The 18468-nt window shown below is 68.2% G+C and carries 16 protein-coding genes; 11 read left to right on the forward strand and 5 right to left on the reverse strand.

Annotation, left to right across the window (positions count from 1 at the left end; genetic code table 11):
• Window positions 1-11: 11 nt before the first annotated feature.
• Window positions 12-2069, reverse strand: a complete 2058-nt coding sequence (locus JWQ81_RS10440; RefSeq protein ID WP_297540066.1) for a DNA topoisomerase IV subunit B — start codon at window positions 2067-2069, stop codon at window positions 12-14.
• Window positions 2070-2281: 212 nt separating this feature from the next.
• Between JWQ81_RS10440 and JWQ81_RS10445 the strand changes: the two genes are divergently transcribed.
• The 8 genes from JWQ81_RS10445 to JWQ81_RS10480 all read left to right on the forward strand — a co-directional run bounded on the left by JWQ81_RS10445 (window position 2282) and on the right by JWQ81_RS10480 (window position 11401).
• Window positions 2282-2998 carry a GntR family transcriptional regulator gene (locus JWQ81_RS10445; RefSeq protein ID WP_297540068.1) on the forward strand — a complete coding sequence of 239 codons (717 nt, stop codon included), beginning with the start codon at window positions 2282-2284 and terminating at the stop codon, window positions 2996-2998.
• The gene (locus JWQ81_RS10450; RefSeq protein WP_297540070.1) at window positions 2995-4035 is read left to right on the forward strand and encodes an ADP-ribosylglycohydrolase family protein; all 1041 of its coding nucleotides are present in this window, start codon (window positions 2995-2997) and stop codon (window positions 4033-4035) included. Before JWQ81_RS10445 ends, JWQ81_RS10450 begins: the two co-directional genes overlap by 4 nt.
• Window positions 4019-5464: a cytosine permease gene (locus JWQ81_RS10455; protein ID WP_297540072.1), complete on the forward strand. Its 1446-nt coding sequence runs from the start codon at window positions 4019-4021 to the stop codon at window positions 5462-5464. Before JWQ81_RS10450 ends, JWQ81_RS10455 begins: the two co-directional genes overlap by 17 nt.
• The gene (locus JWQ81_RS10460) at window positions 5461-6384 is read left to right on the forward strand and encodes a PfkB family carbohydrate kinase (protein WP_297540074.1); all 924 of its coding nucleotides are present in this window, start codon (window positions 5461-5463) and stop codon (window positions 6382-6384) included. Before JWQ81_RS10455 ends, JWQ81_RS10460 begins: the two co-directional genes overlap by 4 nt.
• 26 nt (window positions 6385-6410) lie before the next feature.
• Window positions 6411-7883: a cytosine permease gene (locus tag JWQ81_RS10465; RefSeq protein WP_297540076.1), complete on the forward strand. Its 1473-nt coding sequence runs from the start codon at window positions 6411-6413 to the stop codon at window positions 7881-7883.
• The gene (locus JWQ81_RS10470; protein ID WP_297540078.1) at window positions 7880-8416 is read left to right on the forward strand and encodes a cysteine hydrolase; all 537 of its coding nucleotides are present in this window, start codon (window positions 7880-7882) and stop codon (window positions 8414-8416) included. The genes JWQ81_RS10465 and JWQ81_RS10470 overlap by 4 nt, the downstream gene beginning before the upstream one ends.
• A gap of 277 nt (window positions 8417-8693) precedes the next feature.
• Window positions 8694-9083 carry a cupin domain-containing protein gene (locus JWQ81_RS10475; RefSeq protein ID WP_297540080.1) on the forward strand — a complete coding sequence of 130 codons (390 nt, stop codon included), beginning with the start codon at window positions 8694-8696 and terminating at the stop codon, window positions 9081-9083.
• Between the two features lie 188 nt (window positions 9084-9271).
• Window positions 9272-11401, forward strand: a complete 2130-nt coding sequence (locus tag JWQ81_RS10480; RefSeq protein WP_297540096.1) for a bifunctional lysylphosphatidylglycerol flippase/synthetase MprF — start codon at window positions 9272-9274, stop codon at window positions 11399-11401.
• A gap of 14 nt (window positions 11402-11415) precedes the next feature.
• Here the strand turns inward: JWQ81_RS10480 and JWQ81_RS10485 are convergent, their stop codons facing one another.
• Entirely contained in the window at window positions 11416-13869 is a 2454-nt protein-coding gene (locus tag JWQ81_RS10485) for a DUF4157 domain-containing protein (protein WP_297540082.1), read from the reverse strand.
• A gap of 271 nt (window positions 13870-14140) precedes the next feature.
• Between JWQ81_RS10485 and JWQ81_RS10490 the strand changes: the two genes are divergently transcribed.
• The gene (locus JWQ81_RS10490; protein WP_297540084.1) at window positions 14141-14905 is read left to right on the forward strand and encodes a CHAP domain-containing protein; all 765 of its coding nucleotides are present in this window, start codon (window positions 14141-14143) and stop codon (window positions 14903-14905) included.
• A 22-nt stretch (window positions 14906-14927) separates the two neighbouring features.
• The gene (locus tag JWQ81_RS10495) at window positions 14928-15560 is read left to right on the forward strand and encodes a VOC family protein (protein ID WP_297540086.1); all 633 of its coding nucleotides are present in this window, start codon (window positions 14928-14930) and stop codon (window positions 15558-15560) included.
• Between the two features lies 1 nt (window position 15561).
• On the opposite strand, the gene JWQ81_RS10500 is transcribed toward JWQ81_RS10495, so the two are convergent.
• The gene (locus tag JWQ81_RS10500; RefSeq protein WP_297540088.1) at window positions 15562-15738 is read right to left on the reverse strand and encodes a hypothetical protein; all 177 of its coding nucleotides are present in this window, start codon (window positions 15736-15738) and stop codon (window positions 15562-15564) included.
• 294 nt (window positions 15739-16032) lie between these two features.
• Window positions 16033-16608 carry an NAD(P)H-dependent oxidoreductase gene (locus JWQ81_RS10505; protein ID WP_297540090.1) on the reverse strand — a complete coding sequence of 192 codons (576 nt, stop codon included), beginning with the start codon at window positions 16606-16608 and terminating at the stop codon, window positions 16033-16035.
• A gap of 92 nt (window positions 16609-16700) precedes the next feature.
• On the opposite strand from JWQ81_RS10505, the gene JWQ81_RS10510 reads away from it, so the two are divergent.
• A complete protein-coding gene (locus tag JWQ81_RS10510; protein WP_297540092.1) occupies window positions 16701-17354 on the forward strand; it encodes a TetR/AcrR family transcriptional regulator in 654 nt (217 codons plus the stop codon).
• A gap of 8 nt (window positions 17355-17362) precedes the next feature.
• On the opposite strand, the gene JWQ81_RS10515 is transcribed toward JWQ81_RS10510, so the two are convergent.
• Window positions 17363-17884, reverse strand: a complete 522-nt coding sequence (locus JWQ81_RS10515; RefSeq protein WP_297540094.1) for a hypothetical protein — start codon at window positions 17882-17884, stop codon at window positions 17363-17365.
• Between the last annotated feature and the right edge of the window lie 584 nt (window positions 17885-18468).

Below are 18468 nucleotides of genomic sequence, written 5' to 3' on the forward strand. Positions count from 1 at the left end.
TCTCAGGCAGGTCAGATGTCGATGGCCGACTGGTCGACCCGCGCGGACGACTCGACGAGCCAGTCGCGGCGGGGCGGGACCTTGTCGCCCATGAGCAGTTCGAGCGTGGTCTCAGCGGCGTCGACGTCGTCCATGGTGATGCGGCGGACCGAACGCGTCGACGGGTTCATCGTGGTGTCCCAGAGCTCGTCGGCGTCCATCTCGCCGAGACCCTTGAACCGCGGTACCGGCGTGACGATGCTCTTGCCCGCCTTCTCCAGCTCGGCGAACTTTGTCTCCATCTCCCGCTGCGTGAAGGTGAAGAACGTCTCCGGGTTGCGACCCTTCGTCACGAGCTTGTGCAGCGGCGGCATCGCCGCGTACAGCCTGCCGTCCTCGATCGCCGGCCGCATGTACTTGGCGAACAGCGTAATCAGCAACGTCCGGATGTGCGAACCGTCGACGTCGGCGTCGGCCATCAGGATCACCCGGCCGTACCGCATCGCGGCCAGGTCGAACGTGCGCCCGGTACCCGCCCCGAGCACCTGCACGATCGACGCGATCTCGGCGTTCTTGAGCGTATCGCCCAGGTTCGCCTTCTGGACGTTGAGAATCTTGCCCCGCAAGGGAAGCAGTGCCTGATACTCGGAGACTCGGGCAAGACGAGCCGAGCCGAGGGCGGAATCCCCTTCCACGAGGAAAAGTTCACTGCGGGAGACGCCGGTGGTGCGGCAGTCGACGAGCTTCGGGGGCATGGAAGCGCCTTCCAGAGCCGTTTTCCGGCGGGCGGCGTCCTTCTGCTGCTTCTGGGCGAGGCGGACGCGGCCGGCGTCGACGATCTTCTGCAGAACCGTTTTGGCTTCCAGCTTGGTCCGGCGGTCGTCGACCCAGGCCTTGATGTGTCGCTCGACGACGGCCTGGATGACCTTGGTGATCCCGGCGGTGGACAGCTCGTCCTTGGTCTGCGAGGTGAACTGCGGCTCGGGCAGGCGCACGTGGATGACCGCGGTCATGCCCTCGAGGACGTCGTCGAGGGTGGGCGGGTCCTCCTTCGGCTTGAGCAGGCCGCGGGTCTTCGAAATGGCGTCCTGCAACGACTTCAGCGCGGCGCGTTCGAAACCCTTGCGGTGGGTGCCGCCGTGGACGTTGCGGATCGTGTTGGTGAACGACTCGACCGTGCGCTCGTAGCCGGTGCCCCAGCGGAACGCGACCTCGATCTCGGCTCGACGCTCCACATTGGCCTGCATGACGCCGTTCTGGTCCGCGGCGTTCTCCTTGTACGCGCCTTCGCCCAGGACCAGGATGGTGGCCGAGACCGGCTTCTCGCTCGCCGGGGCGAGGAAGTCGACCATGTCGGACAGGCCGTTCGGGTAGTGGAACGTCTCGTCGGCGATCGCGCCCTCGGTCGCGTTGCGCAGGACGTACTTCACGCCCGGGACGAGGAACGCGGTGTTCCGCAGCTTCGCGCGGACGCCTTCGATGTCGAGCGCGGCGCCGGTCTCGAAGTAGCGCGCGTCGTACCAGTAGCGGATCGAGGTGCCGCCGCGCTCCCCGCGCTTCATCTTGCCCGTGACGAGCAGACCGGACTGGCGGACGAACTTCGCCTTCGGGCCGGGTCCGTCGAACACGCCGGGGACGCCCTGCGCGAAGGACATCTGATGGACCTTGCCGTCCTGCTTGACGGTGACGTCGAAGCGGTGGGAAAGCGCGTTCACCGCGGACGCGCCGACGCCGTGGAGGCCACCCGAAGTCTTGTACCCCGAGCCGCCGAACTTGCCGCCCGCGTGGAGCCGGGTGAGCACCAGTTCGACGCCGGAAATGCCGGACTTCGCGTGCACCCCGGTCGGGATGCCGCGGCCGTTGTCGTCGACCTGGACACTGCCGTCGGCATGCAGGGTCACCACGACCTCGCTGGCGTGACCGGCGACACCTTCGTCGGTGGAGTTGTCGACCACCTCGGTGAACAGATGGTTGATACCGCGGCTGTCGGTGGACCCGATGTACATCCCGGGCCGCTTCCGTACCGCTTCCAAACCTTCCAGGTGGGTAAGGTCGTCTGCCCCGTACGAGGTCTCAGCAGAAGCAGTCACAGGGTCTTTCTCCAGATCGTGGCGTACCGGTTACATGGCCGCTTGCCCGCAGCCGGCAGGCGGGCAGCGAATGCCCGTGCGTGCCGGATCGGCGACCACCGTACTGGAGAGACTATCCGTGCCCACCGACATCTCCGCGTCAGTCGGTGGGTCCGTGTCCTCGCGGACCCCCGGACTGCCCCTGTACAACGTCGCCCCAGAGGTGTACAGGTATGTACATGTACGAGCAAGTGGGTGGCAAGAAGAAGCGTCTCGTCGGCGACCTGGTCGACCTCATTCGCTCTGGTCAGCTGGCTCGCGGGGAGCGGCTGCCCGGGGAGAACCAGCTCGCCCAGCAGTACAGCGTCAGCCGTGGAACGGTGCGCAGCGCGCTTTCCGAGCTGCAGCAACAAGACCTGATCGCCACGGAGACCGGGGTCGGTTCGTTCGTCACGTTCGACGGGGTCGCCCTCGACCAGTCGGTCGGCTGGGCGCGGGCGCTGTCGAGTTCCGGTTCAAAGGTGACCACCGAGCTGCTCGGCATCGAGCGGGCGGAGGACCCGGCGCTCACCAGCCGGTTCGGCGTGGACGCGTTCATCTCGGTGCGGCGGCTCCGGCGCGACGAATCCGGCCGCGGCGTGTCGCTGGAAAACGCGCTGGTCCCGGCGATCCCCGCGCTCGCCGACCTGCCGGAGCGAGGCCTGACCGACGACTCGCTGACCGACACCCTGCGCGAAGCCGGGCTGTACCTGGCCGGCGGTGAGCAGTGGATCACCGCCGAGTGGCTGGACGAGACGTCGGCGAAGCTGCTTGACCGTCGGGCGGGCGAGTTCTTCCTGCGTGCCACCAGGATCTCGCTGGACCGCAGCAGCGCGCTCGTCGAGCAGGTGGTCAGTCTGCTCGACCCGGCGCGGTTCCAGTTCCACCTCGTGTTCGGGCGTCAGCCGTGAACCGGCGCGAGCGTGCGCTCGGCGCGTTCTACGGGCTCGCCGTCGGCGACGCGCTCGGCATGCCGACGCAGTCGATGTCCCGCGAGCGGATCGCCGAACGCTATGGCCCGGTGACCGGGATGCTGGACGCCGTCGCGGATCAGCCGATCGCGCCGGGGATGCCGGCCGGGTCGATCACCGACGACACCGAGCAGGCGGTGCTACTGGCCAGGCTGCTCGTCGACGGCCGCGGCCGAGTCGACCCGCGGGTGTTCGCCGATGCGTTGATCGGCTGGGAGGCGGACATGATCCGGCGCGGCTCGGCCGATCTTCTGGGGCCGTCGACCAAGCGGGCCCTGACGCTGCTCGAATCGGGTGTCGCCCCGGAGGAAGCCGGCCTGGGTGGCGCGACCAACGGTGCCGCGATGCGGGTTACGCCGATCGGGATCGCCTTTCCTCCGTCCGACGCGCTGCTCGACGCCGTCGTCGAGACGGGCCGGGTCACCCACAACAGCAGTATCGGCCTCGCGGCGGCGGCCGCGGTGGGCGCGGCGGTTTCGGCCGGCGTCGACGGCGCGAGCCTCACCGAGGCGCTGGACGAGGGCGAACGCGCGGCCGAAGCGGGTGCGCTGCGGGCGCCGTGGGCTGCCGGCGGAAGCATCGCGGCGCGGATCCGCTGGGCGCGGCGCTGGGTTCGGGGTATGGACACGCCCGCGCTGGCCGACGCGCTCAGCGAGGTCGTCGGGACGTCGGTCTCGGCGCAGGAATCGGTCGTCGCGGCGTTCGCGCTGGCCGAAGCACTCGGTGACAGCCCGCGCGAAGCGCTGCTACTGGCCGCCGGGATCGGTGGCGACACCGACACGATCGCCGCGATGTGCGGCGCCATGCTCGGTGCCCACCACGGCATCGGTGGTATCGGGGGCATCGACGGCATCCCGGCCGACTTCGTCGGCACCGTAAGGCGGGTGAACTCCCTCGAACTCGAGCCGGTCGTCGACGGGCTGCTCGAACTACGCGATCGGACGACGACCGGAGGCAGCCATGTCGGCCATCACTGAAGAAAGCATCGGCGCTCTCGAAACCAGGGGCATCGAACCGGTCCCGGAGTCGGAACGCCAGGGGAACCCGCTGCAGCTGTTCTGGGTGTGGTTCGCCGCGAACATCAGCATCCTGGGGCTGCCGCTGGGCGCGACGCTGGTCACCGTCGGGCACATGACCGTCTGGCAGGCGGTGATCGTGGCGGTGCTGGGTTCGGTCGGGTCGTTCGCGGTGGTGGGGGTCGTGTCGATCGCGGGCCGCCGGGGCGGGGCGCCGGGGCTCACGCTGTCGCGCGCGGTGTTCGGGGTGCGCGGCAACATCGGGCCGACGGCGGTGTCGCTGATCTCGCGGCTCGGCTGGGAGACGGTCAACACCACGACCGCCGCGTTCGCGCTGCTTTCCTTGTGCGCCTTACTGTTCGGTGCCGACCCGGCGGCGAAGCACTCGCCGGTGCTGACGCTGGTGTGCATCGCGGTGTTCGTCGCGTTCACCGTGGTGGTGTCCGGGCTCGGGCACGCGGTGCTGGTGGCGGTGCAGAAGTGGGCGACCTGGGTCTTCGGCGCGCTGAACATCGTGGTCGGGGTCGTGCTGGTGACGACGGTCGACTGGCACGCGGTGGCTTCGGCGAGCCCGGCGCCGATCGGCGCGATGATCGCCGGGGTGGGCACGATCGCGGCCGGCACCGGGATCGGCTGGGCGAACGCGTCGGCGGACATGTCCCGGTACCAGTCGCCGACGGCTCGCGCGTCGTCGCTGGTCGCGTCGGCCGCGGCCGGCGCGGGCATCCCGTTGGTGCTGCTGATCTCGCTGGGCAGCCTGCTCTCGGCGGGCGACTCGACGCTGACCGACGCGTCCGACCCGGTGGCGGCGATCCGCGGCCTGCTGCCGGCTTGGATGGCGGTGCCGTACCTGCTCGCCGCGTTCGGCGGCCTGCTGCTGTCGAACCACCTGTCGGTGTATTCGGCCGGGCTCACCACGTTGACGCTCGGGATCCGCATCCCGCGGGTGTACGCCGTAGTCGTCGACGTCGTGGTGACGTTTGCCGGCGCGGGGTTCTTCATGCTGGTCGCGGACGGGTTCTACGGGCCGTTCATCGCGTTCATCAGCCTGCTGGCCGTGCCGATCACGGCGTGGGTCGGGGTGTTCCTGGTCGACATGGCGCACCGGCGAAGCTACGACCCGGTCGCGCTGATGGACATGAACCGGACCAGCGGCTATTGGTACCGCGCGGGCGTCGAGCCGCGGGCGCTCGGTTCGTGGGCCGCCGCCATCGTCGCGGGATACCTGTTCACCACCGCGGGCACGGACAAGGACGTGTGGTTCAAGGGCTACTTCGCGAACAGTTGGCTCGGCCACAACGGTCTCGGCTGGATCGTCACCTTCGTCGTCGCGACGGCGTTGTACGCGGCGCTCGGTGGCAGCCGACGCTCCGCGGGCGCGGCCCAGTGACCGGGCGGCTGATCCATACCGGGCAGGTGATGATCGACCTGGTCCTGCGCATCCCGTCGATGCCCGCACGGGGTGGTGACGTGCTGGCGTCGGAGATGGCGCTGACCCCGGGCGGCGGGTTCAACGTGATGGCGGCGGCCGCGCGGTCGGGTGCGGACGTGGTCTACGCGGGTGCGCACGGCACGGGCGGCTTCGGCGACGTCATCCGCGCGGCGCTGGCCGCCGAGGGCGTTACGGCAACTCAGGCGCCGAGCGAGTCGTCGGACACGGGTGTGGCAGTTGCGCTCGTCGAGAAAGACGGAGAACGTACTTTCGTCACCGGCACCGGCGCGGAGGCGCACTTACAGCCCGCACAACTGGACGCGGTCGGTGTCGGACCGGCCGATCTCGTCTACGTCAGCGGGTACAGCTTGCTGTACGAGTCCAATCGCGAGGCACTGCTCGCCTGGCTTCCGCGGCTGCCCGGGTCACGCGTGCTGTTCGACCCGGGTCCGCTCGGCGCGTCGGCCCCGGCGGACGTGCTGGGGCGTATTCTGTCCACTGTGGACGTCCTAAGCTGCAACGCGCCGGAAGCGCGAGCACTCGCCGGGGTCACGGACCTCGACGGGGCCGCGCGACTGCTCGCCGGGAGGCTCGCGGCCGGAGCGGTGGTCGTCGTCCGCGACGGGCCGGCGGGCTGCCTGATCCGCGAGCGCGGTGAAACCACGACCGTCCCCGCGTTCGCGGTGGACGCGGTCGACACCAACGGCGCCGGCGACGCACACTGCGGGGTGCTGGCCGCGGAACTGCTGCACGGAACCGCACCGGCCGACGCGGCGCTGCGGGCCAACGCGGCCGCGGCGCTTTCGGTCACCCGGCACGGCCCGGCGACCGCCCCGACCCGGGCGGAGATCGACAAACTGCTTCTGTCCCGACAGTAGTCCCCCACGGCAGACAGGCTGATCCGATGACCGACATCGACGCGGCGGTGCCCACCACCGAAGGCCGCAAACAACTCCAGGTCGAAACCAACGGTGTCGACGTCATCACCGAAAGCGAGCGCAAAGGGCTGCCCAGCGGCCTGTTCTGGCCGTGGTTCGGCGCGAACGTGGGGATCCTCGGGCTGAGCTACGGGTCGTTCGTGCTCGGCTTCGGCATTTCGTTCTGGCAGGCGCTGATCGCCGGGATCGCCGGGATCGTGTTCTCGTTCCTGCTGTGCGGGTTCATCGCGGTGGCCGGCAAGCGCGGTTCGGCGCCGACGATGGTGTTGAGCCGGGCGGCGTTCGGGATCCGCGGGAACAAGCTGCCGTCGGCCATCTCATGGGTGCTGACCGTCGGCTGGGAAACGGTGCTCACCGCGCTGGCGACCATGGCGACGGCGACGGTGTTCGAACGGCTGGGCTGGGGTGGCGGCGCGTCGACGAAGATCATCGCGCTGATCGTGGTCGCCGCGCTGATCGTGGCGGGCGGGGTGATGGGCTTCGATCTCATCATGCGGATGCAAACGGTGATCACGGTGGTGACCGGGGTACTGACCGTCGCCTACATCGTGCTGGTCGCCGGGCACATCCACTGGAGCGTGGTTTCGGCGGTCCCGTCGGGCTCGGCGCAGGAGTTCGTCGGCTCGCTGGTGTTCATGATGACCGGGTTCGGCCTCGGCTGGGTCAACGCCGCCGCGGACTACTCCCGTTACCTGCCAAGGCGGACCTCCGGCCGCAGCGTGGTCGGCTGGACGACGTTCGGCGCGTCGCTGGCGCCGATCGTGCTGCTGGTGTTCGGGCTGCTGCTGGCAGGGTCCTCCCCCGACCTCAGCACGGCGATCGCGGCCGACCCGATCGGCGCGCTGACCACGGCACTGCCGATCTGGTTCCTGCTGCCGTTCGCGCTGGTCGCGGTGCTCGGGATGGTCGGCGGCGCCGTGCTCGACATCTACTCGTCGGGGCTGGCGCTGCTGGCCGCCGGCCTGCGCGTGCCGAGGTACGCGGCGGCGCTGATCGACGGCGTGATCATGGTGGCGGGCACGGTGTACATCGTGTTCTACGGCGGTAACTTCCTCGGCCAGTTCCAGGGTTTCCTGATCTCCCTTGGTGTTCCGGTGGCCGCGTGGTGCGGGATCATGCTCGCCGACGTCCTGTTGCGGCGGAAGGACTACGCCGAGCGCGAGCTGTTCGACCGCACCGGCCGGTATGGGGACATCCGGATCGTGCCGATCGCGGTGGTGGTCGTGACGACGGCGATCGGGTGGGGCCTGGTCACCAACAGCGCCGCGAGTTGGCTGACGTGGCAGGGCTACCTGCTCGAAGCGGTCGGTCTCGGCGGCAAGTCCGGGTCATGGGCCGGGGCGAACATCGGGGTGCTGTTCGCGCTGGTGGTGAGCTTCGTGATCACGCTGGCCCTGGATCGGTCGCGGGTCCGGGCGCAAGAACTGGTGATGACGTGACGGCGTCGCCGCTGCTGGCGGTCATCGATATGCAGAAGGTGTTCGCCGACCCGGCGAGTCCGTGGGCGACCCCGCGGTTCGCCGAGGTCGTCACGCCGATCCAGCGGCTGGTCGCGGCGTTCGCCCCGCGGGTGACGTTCACGCGGTTCATCGCGCCGGAAACGCCGACAGGCGCGTGGCGGAAGTATTACGAGCTGTGGCCCTTCGCGCTGCGGCGGCCGGACGACGAGATCTACGACGTCATCCCGGAGCTGGCGGGCGAGAAGCAGACCATCGACGCGACGACGTTCGGGAAATGGACACCGGCTTTGGCCGCGGAAGTGGCGGACGGGCCGCTGGTGCTCGCCGGGGTGTCGACGGACTGCTGTGTGCTGTCGACGGCGCTGGCCGCGGCCGACGCCGGCGTCGAAGTCCAGGTCGTCGCGGACGCCTGCGCCGGCGTGTCCGACGAGAGCCACGAGCAAACCCTCGCCATCCTGCGCCTGTACTCCCCGCTCATCACCGTCACCACCACCGCCGGCCTCCTCGCCTGACCCCCGCAACTCGCCGTCGAGTTGCGGTCAAGGGCGTGGGCACTTTTGTGGCTCTTGTGTCGTATGTGTGGGTCCGCGACGCCCCCTGTGGTGTCGGTGTGGCTGGTGGGGTTCTTGAGGTCAGCGGGTGTGGTCGGCTGGTGGTGACTGTGGGACTCGTCGGCGTGAACGTGGGACTCGCCGGGCCGGAGTGTGGGTACAAAAGTGCCCTCCCTTCGACGTCGGACTCCGCGTCGTCGCCACCTGCCCACGCGGTATTCCACGGCAGTATGGAGGGGTGAGCAACGAACCGATCGATCTGCAGACCGCACTGGCCGGCTTCGACGACCTGTGGAGCCCCAGGATCGTCACCCGGATCAACGACTACGACGTCCGCATCGCCAAGGTGGCCGGTGAGCACGTCTGGCACGCACACGACGACACCGACGAGTTCTTTCTCGTCTTGGACGGTGAGTTGCGCATCTCGTTGCGCGAAGGCGGGGCCGAGCGGGTTGTCACCTTGCCCACTGGCTCGGTCTACGTGGTGCCCCGAGGCGTCGAGCACCGCCCTTCGTCCTCCGACGGTGCGTCCATCCTGATGTTCGAGCCGACCGGAACGTCCAGCGTCGGTGACCGGCACGACGAGGTCCCCGACCACGTCGACGCCACCACAGGGCACACGTTGTAGCTGGAGTCCAGGGGTGCCACCACCACCGAAACCGGGGGGTCTCCGGAAGGCAAAAGGTGGGGCTAGCGCCAGGGTGCCGAGCGCCTCAGCTGATTAGCGTCGTTCGCGTGGCTCCTACAGATTGCACCACCCTCAGTCATCCTCGCGAAGGACGCGAGTTGACGTCGTCGCGCCGCAGGATGATCCCCATGCTGTTGCGCCGGTTGCCTTTCACCTCAGTGGTCACCCTGGCGATGCTCGTCGCGGCCGTAGTGACCGGTGCGCTGTGGAGCAGCGCCGAGACGCGCAGTTGGTATCCCGACTTCGCGTACGGACTGCCGTCGATCGAGCACGGGCGCTGGTGGACGTTGGTCACCGGGCCGCTGTTCGCCGTGATCCCGGTGTACTACGTGCCGATGGCCGGCGGGTTCGCGCTGCTGGTCGGCTTCACCGAATGGCGGCTCGGCACCCGCCGGACGATGGCCATCACCCTCGGCGGCCAGTTCGTCAGCGTGCTCGGCGCGGTGGCGTTCCTGCAGGCCTTCCGCGATCTCGGCTGGGACTGGGCCGACCAGGTGTCGCTCACCCTCGACGCCGGCGCGTCCGGTGGCGCGCTCGCCGCGATCGCGGTGGCCTCCGCCGCGCTGCGGCCGCCGTGGCGCTTGCGGATCCGTGCCGCGCTCGGTGTCTACGTCGGCGTGTCGATCATCTACATCGGCACGTTCGCCGACCTCGTGCACTTCATCGCCGTCGCACTCGCCCTGCCACTGGCCGGGATCCTGGTCGGCGAACGCCGCGGCCACCGGGTGGGTAAGCCTGCCAAGCGGGAATGGCGGCTCCTCGCGGTGACCGGACTGCTGCTGGTCACGGTCGCGCAGGCGGTAATGTGGTTCATCCCCGGCGACGGCCCGCTCGGCTCCTCCGGCGACCTCGCCACGCCGACCACCGAGGTCGCGATCATGGTCGTGGCGATCGCGCTGGTCATCAACGGCCTGCGCCGCGGCAGCCGCGTCGCCTGGCGATGGGCGGTGGGAATCACGACGCTGGTGGTGCTGCAGGGCGCGCTGCTGGTCGGTTTCCTGGGCTTCCTCAACCTCGTCGACGTCGACGCCTCGACCGACGGTGTCCCGCTGTTCGTCGCGGACAGTCTCTTGTGGACGGCCGAGTTGGTCCTCCTGCTCGCCGCGAACGGCGCCTTCCGGGTCCGCCCGGACCGGCGCCGGGGAAGGCCAGGCTGGCAGCGTCCGCAGCTCGACGCCGCCGGCGCGCGGAACCTGTTGCGCCGCAACGGTGGCGGCAACCTGTCGTGGATGACGACCTGGGCCGAGAACTCCTACTTCCGCACCGAGGACGAACAGTCCTATCTGGCCTATCGGCGTCACGCGCGTGTCGCGATCGGACTCGGCGACGCTGTCGCCCCGCACGGCGGCGGGGCGCAGGCCGTGCGCGAGTTCGCCGAAATGTGCGACAGCACCGGTCTGGTGCCGTGCCTGTTCTCGGTGAGCGCCGAGACCACTGTCATCACCAAGGGAATGGGCTGGCAGCACGTCCAGGTTGCCGAGGACACCGTGGTCGATCTGGACGGTCTCGAGTTCCGCGGAAAAGCCTGGCAGGACGTGCGTTCGTCGGTGAACCGGGCCCGCAAGGAAGGCATCGAGTTCCGCCTGGTGACCCTGGGCGAACAGCCACGTCAGCTGATCGCCCAGGTGCGCGAGATCTCCGAAGAATGGCTCGGGGAAAAGGGAATGCCGGAAATGGGCTTCACTCTCGGCGGTATCGACGAGGCGTTGGACCCGCACACCAGGGTCGGCCTCGCGATCGACGCCGACGGGCGGGTACACGGCGTGACGTCGTGGATGCCTGTGCACGGTGCGTCCGGGCAGGTCGAAGGCTGGACGCTCGACCTGATGCGCCGCCGGTCCGGGGGTTTCCGGTCCGCAATGGAGTTTCTCATCGCTTCGGCCTGCCTCGAGTTCCAGCGCGAAGGCGCGCGGTTCGTGTCGCTTTCCGGCGCACCGCTGGCGAAGTCGCAACAGGACGCGGCCACGCCCGCGATCGAGCACGTGCTGTCTTCGCTCGGTGCGATGATGGAGCCGTACTACGGATTCCGTTCGCTGCACGCGTTCAAGGCGAAGTTCAAGCCCCGCCACGAACCGCTTTACCTGGCCTTCCGCGATGAGGCGGACCTGCCTCGGATCGGTATTGCGCTCAGCCGCGCCTACTTGCCCGATACCGGCCTGCTGGACCTCATTCGCTGCGCGAATTCGATCAAGCACCGGATCAGCGAACCCGCCTACCCGGTGATCGTGCCCCGACCTGTTCTCGAGCAAGCAGTTTGAGTCGACATCCTCAGTCAGGGCTTAGAGGGTTGACTTTCCGCCGTCGCCCGGCGCATCAACCGGGTCAACTCCACCGAGGTGACCCCGGACGACTTGACCCGGTCGACGATCTGGTCGACCTGCGCCTGAGTCGGGGAGGTGTTCGGCCGCAACCCGTAGCGCTCCGGTTCCCTCGGGACCCATTCCCGGAGCCAGGCGCGAAGTGCCACCGCGTGGTCACTGGGCACGACGAGGTCGGATTTGAACCTGATCTGGTTTTCTATTTGCTTCACCGAAGCGTCTTTCGGTACCGAGGCCGGCCAGGAACCGCTTTGCTGGATGGTGTCGGCGGCGTCAGAAATACTCCGCGCCCCCTGGGTCGACTTCCCCGGCCGTGTTTCACCAGGTTTGTTCGCGATCAGGCCGACGAGATCGTTCTCGTAGGCCATCAACGCGGCCCAGGGACGGGCTGTGGACTGCGGCAGACCACTCAGCTTGTAACCCTGCATCTCGCCGGCCGCGTGCACGCTCCCGCTGGGCATCGGCAGCGGGTCGATGATCCCATGGGCTTTCCCGCTGCCGAAACCGTCCGCTGACGTGATGTCCATGGCTGCGATGTTCCGCTTGACGTCGTTGAGGTTTTCCGCCGGGACACCCCGCATTCGCAGCGTGAGTACGCGGGCTTCCTCGTTCGCCGCTCCGACCGCCGCGGCATCACTCTGGCCGAGGTTCTTCCGCATGACATCAAGGAGCCGGTTGTAGAACTCCCCTCTGTTCCTGGGTGTCGTCCGGGCTCGTCCGGACGTGGAGGGCGCCTGCCGGGTGCCCGTTCCGGGCGCGGATCGGTGCAGCGGGATCACCCGTCCGCTGGCGCCGGACGCGCTGCCCAGTATCGGCTCGGGGGTGCCCGGTGTGGTACCGACGACCTCGCGACTGAGATCCTCGCCCACGGCTATTTGTTCTGGTGCAGCGATTTCGGCGGCCTGGGACGATCGTTCGCCGCCCCACGGGACGCCGTTGTCGTTCGCCGGGCCGGGGCCGTCCGCTATTTCGGTCGGAACGGGTTCCGCCCGCCTCACCCCGGGCAGAGCCGGTGCGAGGTGGGAAGGGCCCTCCGGCTCGGCGCCACCGTGAGTTGATGGTGCTTCGAACGATCGCGGACTCGCGGCGGCCGGCGTGGTCGTCGGCGGCGGCGGTTGGTCGACCTGTTCCGCCGGCCTCGATTCCGGGGGGAGCCGGCTTTCCGTTTCGATCGGATGGCCGGCTTCGCTCGCGGAGCCCGGGGTGTACGCCAGCGCTAGGGAGGCTACCGATTCCACGTTGGCCGCTTTGGCCCTCGCGGTGGCCGGATCGAAGCCGTAGACCAGGTAGGCGGTGGCGGCGGCGCCTTTGACTACGCCCATATCCGACGGGTCGACGGCCTTCTGGATTCTCGCCGCGTCCGCGATGGCCACGTCGCGAACCGTCGGATGCTCTTCATGGTATGCCGCTATCCGCTTCTGGGATTCCAGTTCCTTGTTTCTGCCGGCTTCCTCGCGGCTCAGTGGTTTTGCCGTATAGGTCACCGGTTTGTGCTCCAACGACTTGGCGAACCTTGCCGCCGAAGCTTCGTAGTACCTGCGGGAAAGCTCCTGCTCGGAGACTCTGGCCGGATCCACCGACATGCCGCCAAGCGCCTCGATACCGGCCGCCAGCTGCGCCTTGGGATCGAACTGGCCCGGTTTGTACCGCGGCCTGGCCGCGGCGATCGCGGCGTACTTCTGAATGAGCTCGTCGGTGGAAAACAGACCGGGGTCGTAGGAGTTCCCACCCAGCTTTTCGATCTCCCCGACCAGGGACACCTTCTGCTTGAATGCGGGCGATCCCGGAGGTTCGGCCTGCTCGAGACGTTTTCGGAGCGCGGCCTGGTCTTCGGCCGCGGGGTTCGGATCCTCCTGCCGGGCGAGGCCGGGGGAGCTGGCGCCGACGACGTCGACCGCGCGACCGCCGGTGAGCACCTGGTCGGCGGCGCGCTCCGCATCGTGTTCGAGGGCGTGGCCGGCGTCGAAGGCGGGCGCGGGGCCGCCGCCGCGGCTCTGCTGGACGACGTGGGCCAGTTCGTGTGCGATCGAGCGGCGGCCGTCGACGGTATCGGGGGCGTATTCACCGGCTCGGAAAGTGATGTCGGTTCCCACGGTGTACGCCTTCGCAGCGAGGGCTCCGGCGGATTCGGTCGCCTGCGGTCCGGTGTGGACTCGGACTTCGGAGAAGTCGTGGCCGAATCGTTCCTCCATGAAGGACCGGACCGGTGAGCCCAGCGGGACACCTCCGCCGACCGGTGCCGAATTCACGGTGGCCGCGCGGACGGCGTCTCCGAACGACTGCGTGCCGATCGTCCGCGGCAGCGCGGTCGGATCGGCGTCCGCCGGGGTGGACCGCCGTTCTTCCCTGCCGGTCAAAGGCCGGGCGGTCTTTGCCGCGTCCTTGCCTGCGGCTGCGGGACTGGTCATCACACTTCTCCGATCGACACCAACTCAGCATTCCTTTCGGCTGGTTGTCACGTCCTCTCCCAAGGTGTGGCCGATCGGGCTGCTCGTACCCGCCCGAAAGGGCGGGCCTATCAGCCCGATCAGGCAACCCGCAAGGGCGCGAAACAAGATCCACACGGTAGGGGCAATCCCGATCGTGACCGCGCGGCGGAACCGGTTACCGGTGCGTACGCCGTGATCATCGAGAGGACGGATTCCGCCAGGGAAGGGGAAAAACACAGTGGGCACGCGAGTGACGAGAGTGCTGGGACGCGCGATCACGGCCGGTGCGGTGGTCCTGTGCGCCGGGCTGGCCTCCACGGTTCCGGCTCAGGCCGCCACGAACGGCCGGATCGACTACGGCGCGCAGGTCAACCTACGGTCCGGTCCCGGAACCCAGTACGCGCTCTCGGGCCATGCCGCGGACGGTCAGGCGGTGACGATCGTGTGCACCGCGAGTTCCCAGCCGGAGTCCGGAAAACGCGGAACCACCGCGATCTGGGACAAACTCGGCACCGGACTCTGGGTGTCGCACGCGTTCGTGCTCGTCAGCGGCGTCGACCGGCCCGAAGCCCAGTGCCCGGCGCAGGGGACGGGCTTCGTGTCCGACGACTATCCGTACCGCGGCGCCAACAACATCGTCGACCGCTGGGCGATGTACACCGGGCAGTGCACGTCGTGGGTGGCTTGGCGGATGGAACAGGTCAACGGATACTTCAACAACAACATGTGGCGGGACGGAGTCCAGGGTCACTGGGGCAACGCGGACAACTGGGTCGCCAACGCGAAACTGCTGGGCTATGCCGTTGACGGCACGCCGAAGGTGGGCGCCGTCGCGCAGTGGAACCCCGGCGTCAGCGGCGCGTCGAACCACGGGCACGTCGCCTACATCTCGGCGGTGAGCGGGACGAACGTGACGGTCCAGGAGTACAACTGGTCGGCCGCGCTCGTCTACGACACCCGAACAGTGCCGTTGAGCCAGATCAGCAACATCATCCATCTCGCGCCGGGAACCTGACTTCGGGCGGTATCTTCGAGCCGTGAAACCGAGCGGGCAAGAGATCTCCACCGCGGTCAGCGGGTCGGGTTGGCGTTACGTCCTGATGGCATTGCGTGCTTCGGTGCCAGTGGATTCGCTGGCACACGCCGTCGACGTCGCGTCGAGGCTGGTCGACGGTGCCGAGGACTCGCTGAGCCTGGACGTGCGGCGGGACAGGATCGTGCTCACGCTGCGGTCGCCTGACACGGACGTGACCTCGCACGAGATCGAACTTGCCCGGCGCATCGCCGGGACTCTCGGGGAACTCGGGCTGCGGCTCGAACCGGAGTCGGCCCACCTGCTCGAGATCGCGATCGACGCGCTCGACATCGACCTGGTCCGTCCTTTTTGGAAGGCCGTCCTGGCCTATTCGGACGGGTCCGGGCGGGAGCTCGTCGATCCGCGGGGAACGAGCCCGGCAGTCTGGTTCCAGCCGATGACCGAGCCTCGGCCGCAGCGGAACCGGATCCACGTCGATGTGTCCGTCCCCCACGATGAGGCGCCGAACCGCATCCAGGCAGGACTGGCCGCGGGGGGCGTGCTCCTCTCGGACTCCAGCGCGCCGGCCTTTTGGGTGCTCGCGGACGCCGAAGGCAACGAAGCCTGCGTGTCGACCTGGCAAGGCCGGGACTGAGTCAGGCGTAGTCGTCGGCCAGGAGCGTGATGCGGCGCCGGAGGTACGACGGCCACGCCAGAGCGACCGCGAGCGAGCCGGCGATCAGCGCGAACGGGAGCCAGGCCCACGGCCTGTCGAGCAGCGCGATCACTGCGAAGACGGCCAGTACAAAGGTGACCAGGACGATCTGGGCCACGCGGTTCTTGCGGATCTCCGCATACCGGCCCGCAACCGGTCGGGGGAAAGGTCGCCGGCGGCGGCCAGTCGTCCTCGGTAGATGCGGGACACGGTCATGCCGCTGGACACCCCGTAGATCAGGCCGCCAACCACCATGTAGACGAGGGCTGTCTGCCAGTCCAGGTCCACCAGGATCGCCAGGACCACCACCGAGCCACCGCATACGTGACGCCGAGCACCAGGATGTTGACCCACCGCGGTGACTTGGCCAGATGGATCCACATGGTGTTCCTCCCCAGGACATTCCGGGAGTCTACCCGACAGCGACCGGATTCCTGGTCGCTTTCAGGGCATCGGCCCAGGTCACGAGTTCGTCGAGCATGGTGGTCAGGATGCCTTCCTGGTGTGCGGCGGGTTTCACCCGGACGGCGTCTTCGAAGTCGGTGAACATCGAAAGCGCGACCTGGGTGCGGACGTCGGCCAGCTTGAGCTCGGCGCCGATGAGCCGGAGGTGTTCGACCGCGCGGATCGCGCCGCCCGGGCCGTAACCGACAAACCCCGCCGCCTTGTTGTTCCATTCCTGGTAAAGGAAATCGAGGGCGTTCTTCAGCGCGCCGGTCAGCGAGTGGTTGTACTCGGGTGTGACGAAAACGAAGCCGTCAAAGGAGTTGATCGTCGCCGACCAGGTCTGTGTGTGCGGCTGCCGGTAGTCCGCGGTCTTCGCGGCCGCGTGCGGCTCGTCGAGCATCGGCAGGTCGTAGTCGGCGATATCGACGACGGTGTAGTTCGCATCTTCGCGCTGTGACGCGATTTCGTGGACCCAGCGGGCGACTTCGGCTCCCCGGCGTCCGGGCCTGGTGCTGCCGATGATGATCGCGATGTCGGTCATGCGCGGAGTTCCTTCCGTTGTAGCCACAGAGGTAAAGTACAACGTGTATGGCAGTAAGTACAACGCTCGTTGTAACCAGTGGAGGTTCGGACGTGGCTGAAGCGGACAAAACGACGTCGAAAGCACGTCGGGGCTCCCTGGAAAAGCGCCGCGCCATCACCTGCGGCGCTCGGGCGGTTTTCGGGCGCGAGGGGTACACCCGCGCGAGCATCGACGCGATCGCCGCCGAGGCCGCGGTGTCGACGCGCACGATCTACAACCACTTCGCGGACAAGTCCGACCTGTTCCTGACGGTCATCGAGGAGAGCGCGACTCGCGTCGCGGAGGTCCAGATCGGGATCATCGAGAGCCAGCTGGCCGAGATCACCGACCTGGAGGCCGACCTGATCGCGTTCGGCTGCGTCTGGGCGACCCCGATGCCGGAGTTCGCCGACCACTTCGCCCTGGTCCGGCAGATCAACGCCGAGGTCGGGCACATCCCGGCGGCCACCCTCGAAAGCTGGCAGGACGCCGGCCCCCGCCGTGTCCGTGCCGTCCTTGCCCGCCGCTTCCAGGAGCTGGCTGACGAGGGCTACCTGCACTTCGACAACGCCGACGACGCTGTCGCCCATTTCATCGAACTCACCGCCCGCGAAAGCTCCCGGCGCTCCTTCCGTGGTGCAGTCCCCCTCGCTGAAGCCGAGGTCACCCGCCTCGCTACCGCCGGCGTCAAGGCCTTCCTCTACGGCTATCTCCCGCGCCCCTGACGCCTCATTCAGTGGACGAAGCTGTCGGCCAGGACAACGACCTGGCGTTGGAACTGCGAGCGCTGCCGGACGGTGAGCACCATCGTTGCGGCGAAAAGGACGGTCAGGACGGAGAACCACGGGGTGGCGAACACCGAGCTGGCGACGCAGCCGATCAGGATGATGCTCAGCATCACGAGGGAAGCGGTAAACGAGCGGTCGATCACCCCGAACCGGTGCTCTGCCACACTCAGCGCTCCTCGACGAGTCTCCTCATCCGACGGCGCAGGTCCGCGCCGTGAAGCTCGCTCGGCAGCCCGCAGCTTGTCGCGGGGAAGGTCCTCGATGAGGGTCAGCGTTCGCTTGAGGGTGTGCGAGAAGGTCAGACCCATCATCAGCCCGGCGATGAGGCTTGGCGGGATGATGATGTACAGCACGTGCCCGGTCATGTCGTTGGTGATGACCGCGCCCATCAACCAGCACGCAGCGTTGAACACCGCCGCGATCAGGCACAAGAGCCACCACGGAGCTTTGGCGAACCAGATCCACATCACGGCCTCCCCAGGGTGTTCGCCCACTTTACCCGATTTGCCCGGAATTCCGGCCCAATCCCGCGCCCGGTTTCGCCACCGACCACTCGCGAGCGACGCGTGGACGCACAAGCACCGCAACTCGACGGCGAGTTGCGGTAGGCAACGACCCACCGATACGACCGAAAGGGCACTTTTGTGGTTCTTCGGTCGTCTGTGTGGGTGCTGGTTGCTGTGGACTGGCTGCGTTTTACCGCAGCAAGGGCCGGGTCGTGTCGTGTCGGTGTACGGCGAATGCCGGTGTCCGGAGCTGGGTGTGGGACTCGCCGGTCTGAGTGTGGGACTCGCCCTCGCTGAATGTGGGACTCGCACAGCGCGTCGGCGAGTCCCACACTCCAGCCCGGCGAGTCCCACGTTCAAACCGACGAGTCCCACAGTCACCACCAGCCGACCACACCCACTGACCTCAAGAACCTCACCAGCCACACCGACACCACCCAGCCACCCCAACCGGCCTTCAGAATCCCTTCCCCCACACCACCCGTCCCTGCCGCGGTAAAACGGAGCCAGTCCACATCACCCGGCACCCACTGAGGCGTCGCGGA

The sequence above is a fragment of the Amycolatopsis sp. genome (assembly GCF_025464955.1).
GTDB lineage: Bacteria > Actinomycetota > Actinomycetes > Mycobacteriales > Pseudonocardiaceae > Amycolatopsis.

Excerpts from the sequence above, each read along its gene's own strand:
- JWQ81_RS10515 (WP_297540094.1), bottom strand. The coding sequence starts at position 17,884 with ATGTGGATCTGGTTCGCCAAAGCTCCGTGGTGGCTCTTGTGCCTGATC.
- JWQ81_RS10505 (WP_297540090.1), bottom strand. The coding sequence starts at position 16,608 with ATGACCGACATCGCGATCATCATCGGCAGCACCAGGCCCGGACGCCGG.
- JWQ81_RS10485 (WP_297540082.1), bottom strand. The coding sequence starts at position 13,869 with ATGACCAGTCCCGCAGCCGCAGGCAAGGACGCGGCAAAGACCGCCCGG.
- JWQ81_RS10480 (WP_297540096.1), top strand. The coding sequence starts at position 9,272 with ATGCTGTTGCGCCGGTTGCCTTTCACCTCAGTGGTCACCCTGGCGATG.
- JWQ81_RS10445 (WP_297540068.1), top strand. The coding sequence starts at position 2,282 with ATGTACATGTACGAGCAAGTGGGTGGCAAGAAGAAGCGTCTCGTCGGC.
- JWQ81_RS10455 (WP_297540072.1), top strand. The coding sequence starts at position 4,019 with ATGTCGGCCATCACTGAAGAAAGCATCGGCGCTCTCGAAACCAGGGGC.
- JWQ81_RS10465 (WP_297540076.1), top strand. The coding sequence starts at position 6,411 with ATGACCGACATCGACGCGGCGGTGCCCACCACCGAAGGCCGCAAACAA.